General features: G+C 38.6%; 6 protein-coding genes. 2 read left to right on the forward strand and 4 right to left on the reverse strand.

Annotated elements, in window-relative coordinates:
* The first annotated feature begins 52 nt into the window (after nt 1-52).
* Together ACFFIT_RS06640 and ACFFIT_RS06645 are read left to right on the forward strand one after the other, a co-directional pair.
* Nucleotides 53-4072, forward strand: a complete 4020-nt coding sequence (locus ACFFIT_RS06640; protein ID WP_385876868.1) for a hemagglutinin repeat-containing protein — start codon at nt 53-55, stop codon at nt 4070-4072.
* Nucleotides 4073-4075: 3 nt separating this feature from the next.
* Nucleotides 4076-4423 carry an immunity 8 family protein gene (locus ACFFIT_RS06645; RefSeq protein WP_385876869.1) on the forward strand — a complete coding sequence of 116 codons (348 nt, stop codon included), beginning with the start codon at nt 4076-4078 and terminating at the stop codon, nt 4421-4423.
* 550 nt (nt 4424-4973) lie between these two features.
* On the opposite strand, the gene nadS is transcribed toward ACFFIT_RS06645, so the two are convergent.
* The 4 genes from nadS to ACFFIT_RS06665 all read right to left on the reverse strand — a co-directional run bounded on the left by nadS (nt 4974) and on the right by ACFFIT_RS06665 (nt 6863).
* Entirely contained in the window at nt 4974-5258 is a 285-nt protein-coding gene (gene nadS / locus ACFFIT_RS06650; RefSeq protein WP_385876870.1) for a NadS family protein, read from the reverse strand.
* A gap of 1 nt (nt 5259) precedes the next feature.
* Nucleotides 5260-5592, reverse strand: coding sequence for a type II toxin-antitoxin system RelE/ParE family toxin (locus ACFFIT_RS06655; RefSeq protein WP_385876873.1), 333 nt, complete (start codon nt 5590-5592; stop codon nt 5260-5262).
* A 553-nt stretch (nt 5593-6145) separates the two neighbouring features.
* Nucleotides 6146-6352, reverse strand: a complete 207-nt coding sequence (locus ACFFIT_RS06660; protein ID WP_385876871.1) for a hypothetical protein — start codon at nt 6350-6352, stop codon at nt 6146-6148.
* 70 nt (nt 6353-6422) lie between these two features.
* A complete protein-coding gene (locus tag ACFFIT_RS06665; RefSeq protein WP_385876872.1) occupies nt 6423-6863 on the reverse strand; it encodes a helix-turn-helix domain-containing protein in 441 nt (146 codons plus the stop codon).
* Nucleotides 6864-6969: the final 106 nt, after the last annotated feature.

The raw sequence follows: 6969 nt of genomic DNA on the forward strand, positions 1-6969 counted from the left end.
GCTTGTTAACCAAACGGTGACCTTAGCCGATGGGTCGACTCAGGAGGTATTAGTGCCTCAAGTGTACGCTAAAGTTCAACCCAGTGATTTAGATAGCTCAGGCGCATTACTCAGCGCTAAAAATATGCAGTTAGAACTTAAAGGGGATTTCACGAATACGGGTAGCCTACAAGCAAAAGAGACCTTAATAGTTAATGCAGGAACTATCAATAACCATGCGGGACAATTGCAAGCCAATCAAATTGGATTAACGGCTACTCAAGATATCAATAACGTGGGTGGCAGTATCTTAGCTGATGATGCATTGATAGCCAGAGCAGGTGGAGACATTAATGTCATCACCACCACTAAGAATAACCACTCAATTAATCCATCTGATGGCAAAGAGAGTACGGTCATCAACCAAGTGGCGCAAATGGGCGTAATGGGGGATGAAGGCGTGTTAGTACTAGAGGCAGGGAATAACCTGACCTTGACGGCGGCTAATCTCGTGAATCAAGGTGAAGAGAGCTCAACCTTACTCAAAGCAGGTAATGATATCACCTTAAATACCGTTCAAACTCAAAGTAAAGACCACGTAGGCAGTGGTGATAACTATTGGCATCAAGAGAGTAGCTCTGAGGTGGGTACTCAAATTTATGGCGCAGGTGACATCAGTCTCATTGCTGGCAATGATATGGACAGTATCGCAGCAAGCGTCACGGCAGATAAAAATTTAACTGTTCAAGCCGGTAACAACATTACCCTGCGAGAGGGGATTTCAACCGAAACCCTAGACTCGCAAACCAAAACCAGTAGCAAAGGTTTATTCTCTAGTTCAAGTACGACGACACGCACCCAAATTGACAATCAAACGAGTACTGGCAGTGAATTTAATGGTGACACCATCACAATGGTTGCGGGTAATGATGCTTTGATTCAAGGCAGTGATGTGATTGCAGATGAAACATTAACTCTCAAAGCGGGCAATGATGTCAATATCACAACGGCTAAAGAGCAATACTATACCCAAACCACCACTGAAAGAAAAAAATCAGGGGTGATGAGCGGAGGCGGTTTAGGTGTCTTTGTTGGTAAGAAAAGCGACAAGACCGATGACTCTTATCGTGATGGTGTAGAAGTCGGCAGTACACTAGGTAGCCTCAATAACAATGTCAATATCGTGGCAGGTAATAACGCCAATATTCATGGCAGTGACCTGATTGCAGGCGAAGACATCAATGTGGTGGCTAAAGATATCAGTATCACAGCAGCGGCCAATACCCATGATGAAACACATATCACTGAGAGTAAAAGTTCGGGTTTAACCGTCAGCCTAGGAGGTTCGGTAGGTGGTGCGATTAACAGTGCGGTAGGCAGCGCATCACAAACGAGTCGTAGCAACAGTGACCGTAAAAATGCCTTATTAGGGTTAAGTAGCGCCTTATCTGGTGCACAAGGGCTACAAGAATTACGTCTAGCCAATGCAAGCAATCAGCCGAACCCATATGGTAGCACCCTGGGTATTAATGCCAGCTACGGTAGTCAATCCTCACGCTCAGAAGAAACCCTTAACGAGGTTAATCATTCTGGAAGTCACTTAAGTGCGGGGGGTGACATTAACCTTCAGGCGACTGAAAAAGATATCCGTATAGAAGGCAGTCGCTTGGATGCAGAGAATAACATCACCCTTGAGGCAAATCGCGATGTGTTATTACAAGCAGCGCAAGATACTTCAAAACTCGAGGGTAAGAATGAGAGTCGTGGTTGGAGTCTCGGGGGCAGTATCGATTTAGCGGGTACCATCGGTCTTAATGCTTCAGCCAATCGGGGTAAAGGCAATGAAAACGGCCACTCTCTCACCCATCAAAACACCTTAATTACTGCAGGCAATGACGTCTCTATCACAAGTAACCGAGATACCCTTATCCAAGGTGGGCAAGTTAACGGTGACGGGATTACGGTTGATGTTGGACGTGATTTACGCATTGAGAGCCTGCAAGACAGTGAAAGCTACGAGAGTAAGCAAACTAATCTTGGAGCGAATGTTGGTGTCTCTTTTGGTACCAACACCAGCGTCAGTGGTGGCATCAATGGTGACCGTATCAAGATGGACAGTGATTATGCAAGCGTTCAAGAGCAATCAGGGTTATTTGCGGGTAATAAAGGCGTTGATATTAATGTTGAAAACAACACCCACCTCAAAGGGGGAGTTATAGCCAGCAAAGGTGAGGATAACTCCTTGAGTACCGGGACCCTCAGCTTTGAAGATATCGAAAATAAAGCGCAGTTTGATGTCTCAAGCAATAGCGTTGGGGGTAACCTCGGAATGGGAGGTTTGAGTATTCCTGGTGTGTCTAACAGTAACAACAGTGGTGAATCTGATAGCACAACCCAAGCCACGATTGGCAATAACATTGATATCACCCTTAAGGATGAGACAAATCAAACACAAGATATTGACACGCTGAATCGTGATACGGATAACGCACATCAATCGCTAGATAAAATCTTTGATAAAGACAAAGAGCAAGAACGGTTAGACGAAGAGAAACTAATCTCTGATATTGGCAATCAGCTCAGTAATATTGTTCGCACTGAGGGGCAAATACGGGCAGAAAAAGCCAAAAACGACCCTGCTGCACTTGAATTAGCGAAGAAAGAGCTCTTAGCAGAGGGTAAGAATCCCTCCACACAAGACATAGAGCAAAGAGCACAAAACAACGCCATGCGTGATTGGGGCACTGGAGGTAAATACCAACAAGTGACTCAAGCATTAACTGGCGCATTAAAAGGAGCACTCGGTGGAGATATTACCAAAGCCCTTGCGAATGGCTCAGCACCTTACCTTGCAGAAGGGATTAAGAATGCGACGACCAATCCAGACGGCAGTGTCAACACTGAGGCTAATTTAGCTGCTCATGCGATTTTAGGTGCGTTACTCAGTGCAGCCAACGACAACAATGCCCTCGCAGGAGGATTAGGTGCCCTCAGTGCAGAAGCAGCAGCCAATCTTATCAAGAATGAACTCTACGGTGATAAATCGTTTGCTGATTTAACCGAAGATGAGCGTCAAAACATTTCAGCTCTTTCCCAAATCGCGGCAGCCGTTGCAGGAGGATTAACAGGTGACAGCGCTAGTGATGCAACGCAAGGAGCTATTATTGGTAAGAATGCAATCGAAAATAATTATTTAAATACTGATGAAAAACATGCAAAAACGATGCTTGAATTTCGCGAGCAAGAAGGAATACTCAGTGAAAAAGATCAACTTCGTTTACTTGAACTTCGGATAAAGGATGAGTCAAGCACTGAAGCCCTTCTTCTTGCTTGCCAAGATGTTAATAGCAAAACATGCGAAGTTGAACGTAAAAAGGCGTATAATGATTTAGCAACCTATAAGCATTTGACTTATCATTACCCACCAGAAAAACAAGTAGGTTACCAGGAAATCCAATCTCTTCTTGATGCAACAAGCAAAGAGGCCGATTTTTTACGTCTGGTCTACGACTCATACAAGCGTGGCTATGAAGACTTCGGATTCAACGAAAAACAAGCTGGCGCAATGGCTGGTAGAACGATTGCGGTTCAATTTATGGTTCATGGGGTATCGGGAGGAGTAAGTTTATCTCGATTAGGTCAGGTCTTTGGGAATGTTAAAGTTGGTGGTAGTTTAACACCAAAACAACATAGTAAAAAAGTAGATATTAGAAATTCTGATGCAACAAACGTAGCTAATTACCAAAAGCTAAAGGATGATCTTTACAAACAAAATTTAGACAATATCGCAAAACAAGATCTTAGATTAGATGCAGCTGTAAAAGGGGGTAATGGCAAAGTAAATTTTGGAATAGGTGTTGGAACAACGGCTGAAGCAGATCGATTAGGTAAAATTTGGGTTGGCGATGGAGCAAAAAGAACATCAGATGGTGGGTGGATAAGTGCTGATGGCACAAGGGGATATAGACCACCATCAAGCAAGGATAGTTCTTTTGCAACAACTGGTGTTCAAGCCAATTTTGAAACATACAATATTAATGATAAAGGTAATAGAGTAAAAATTAGTAATGGTCACTTAAATATTAAGGATTAAAAAATGAAAATATTATTAAAATCAATTAGTTCAATAGATCACGATCCGAGGGTGTATTTACCCGACGATAAAAATAATTTTCGTATAGTTTTAAACCTATCGATAGGTATGGCAGATAGTAATGGCGCTGATTATTTCGATTTGTTTGTATGTACTCCTGAATGGCTTTGTAACAATCAATGGGTTCCTGAATTAATGAGGCATACTTTATTAGTTCGTAAATATGATCTAGATGAAATAACAGAAACCATCAATAAATATATTGAGATTTGTACTTGTGATACTTGGACTAAAACAGCTCAGAAACTATCAAGGTATTTTGCTTGGGAATATGAGGATTATCAGTCATAAATTTATTATAATAGTTATCACAGGGTCCCTATCAATTAGGATAGTTGTTGATAATTATAGGAGGCTGTAATTTAAATTGTGAATTTACCCATTTTGATATGTTTATTTTAGACATTAAAGATAGTACAACTTGTCTCACAGCAAAATAATGCGTTAATCAAACAGAGCAAAAGTAAATTAAGCTGTTATTTTTAAAGTATAAGTTTAATTACCATACTGTTGTTTATGATTAATTCCATTTTGGTTTATTGTGGTATCTATTTAGTGTTTAAGTACCCAGATACTAAATATGATTATATTCCCAGCAATTACCGAAGTGAGTACAAAGGTGAGTACAATTTGAAATGAGAAATTTAAAGCAATTATAATACAATCACTTGAATTGAGAATTGCGCTTTAATGTGTAGCGATTAAAATTACATTCCCTTTCAATCATGTGGGTATGAAATTAATTTAAATTCATTTCATACCCTAAAAAAAGTAAATATTAATTATTTGTACTTTTTATTCAATCTAAAGCTTCTTTTTATTTGAACTCAATCACATGTTTTTAATGTGATTGTAATTCTTTATAAAAATTAGGATTAGATTTAATTGTTGCTAGTACTTTAGCTGCTAATCCTGTTGGATTACGTCTCCCTGACTCCCAACTTTTAATCGTATCTAAACTCGTTCCAAGGGCTATATCTAATTCACTTTGAGATACATTCAATTGTTGACGAAGTGCTTTTACATCAGCTAATTCATAACGTTTACGAATAGCATTAGTATTAAGACCATTTTTAATATCAACAGCTTCTTCAAGTGATGCTTTCAATTCATCAAAAAAATTCATATCACACCTCTTTTTTCAATAATTTAGTTAATTTTTTTAGCTCTATTTTTTCAAATTCAGTCAAATTTGTCTTCTTGCTTTTATGATAAGCTAACACTAGAAAAATCATTTGTTCTGAAGCAATAAAATAAATAACTCTTATACCACTACTCTTACCTTTAGAATTATTAGGCATTCTTATTTTACGTAGCCCACCTGTATTTTTAATTAAAACACCTTTTTCTGGAGAACAAATTAACTCTATCTGTAGCTCTTTGAGCTCATAATCTGTTGCAAATTCTTTAATTTGACGTGTAAAAATTGGTGTTTCTATGAATTCAATAGCATGAGCTATTTAAAATTCCTTTTTAAAGGAGGTACACTGTACACCATTTTGCGATTATATCAATAATTCCCTAAGAATTTTCACTTTTTAAGGACTGTTAACACTTCAAGCTCAAAAATTAAATATTATGAAAATTAATAAGTAGCCACTTAGCTTGGTAGTTCTTGAGAAAGATACATCTATTCTTCAGACTTCCTTAGCATTAAATTTGAAAACAATACCATGAGGGGGGATGCCAATATCGATTGAGTAAAAAATCTAGAGCTATTATGCTTTTTAGATCATTTTATTTAAGAGTCTGACTCGTCTGTCTTGCCGTGATTTACCGACTTAATCAAAATACTGAGGTGGTATTTTATGACTGAGATTACAGTAAGTTAGTCATCAATCAATGCAATCAGAAAAAAATCCACATCCTTAAGCGTTCGTAATAACTACCATAAAGAAAAAAATTAAAACATCTAAATTTCAATATCTTAGACAATTAATCATGATTTTATTAATAGCTATTCTAGCAATTACCAAAGTGAGTACAAAGGTGAGCATCATTTGAAATGATAAATTAAATGTGATTATAATACAGCAACTTGAATTGAGAATTGCGCTTTAATGTGTTGCTTAGTACGACGTCTTTTATAGGTTCAAGCATTTGCGTAATCGCATGCGTGACTTCTTCAGCGCTTTTGCGGCTAACTGACAAGGCTAGTCGTAGTTTTGATTTTCGCTCATCAAAGGCTGCTAATGCACCTTTGTGTTTGTTTCCAATCATAGTATCAACTTCCCAGTCACCAAGTCGTGTTCGGTTATTAGCTGCTTCTGGTCTTTAATCAATATCTTTTCTATTCGGTATACCAGACTGTACCGTAATGCTTTCGATAGGTCTTACCTTGATGTCGTAAGTGCGTATACAAATCACCGCCTGCTTTTTTATCTACCAAGATATATTGGTAGACTGTTTCATGATCCAATTTAATTATGCCGTCACTTGCTAACCGTCCCACTATTTGTTCAGTGCCCCATTCTCGACGAAGGTATTTATCAATTTTTTTAGTTATCTCAGCTGTCAATTTTACAAGTTTATGCTTGTCTTTATTACGGTTTACTTCTCTGCTAATTGTACTTTGTGAACGCTCAAGATCTCTTGCTATTTGTGATAAAGACATTCCTTTTTTCAATGAAGTATTGATATAATGCCTTTCTTGAAGACTCAGGTGATTGTAGCTCATTGTGTAGCCATCTGATTTGTTTCGTCGCTTAGCATTATATCTCTGAGTTTTCATCTTTTCGACCCTCAATTCATGCCATGCGACTGACAGCGGCTATGCACTTATTATACGGTGTGCTGTGAAACCAATCATTAGGAGATTGGTATGCTTTATTTGTGAT

Origin of the sequence: Thorsellia kenyensis, assembly GCF_042432445.1 — a bacterium.
Taxonomy (GTDB): domain Bacteria; phylum Pseudomonadota; class Gammaproteobacteria; order Enterobacterales; family Thorselliaceae; genus Thorsellia; species Thorsellia kenyensis.

Excerpts from the sequence above, each read along its gene's own strand:
- ACFFIT_RS06645 (WP_385876869.1), top strand. The coding sequence starts at position 4,076 with ATGAAAATATTATTAAAATCAATTAGTTCAATAGATCACGATCCGAGG.
- nadS (WP_385876870.1), bottom strand. The coding sequence starts at position 5,258 with ATGAATTTTTTTGATGAATTGAAAGCATCACTTGAAGAAGCTGTTGAT.
- ACFFIT_RS06660 (WP_385876871.1), bottom strand. The coding sequence starts at position 6,352 with ATGATTGGAAACAAACACAAAGGTGCATTAGCAGCCTTTGATGAGCGA.
- ACFFIT_RS06665 (WP_385876872.1), bottom strand. The coding sequence starts at position 6,863 with ATGAAAACTCAGAGATATAATGCTAAGCGACGAAACAAATCAGATGGC.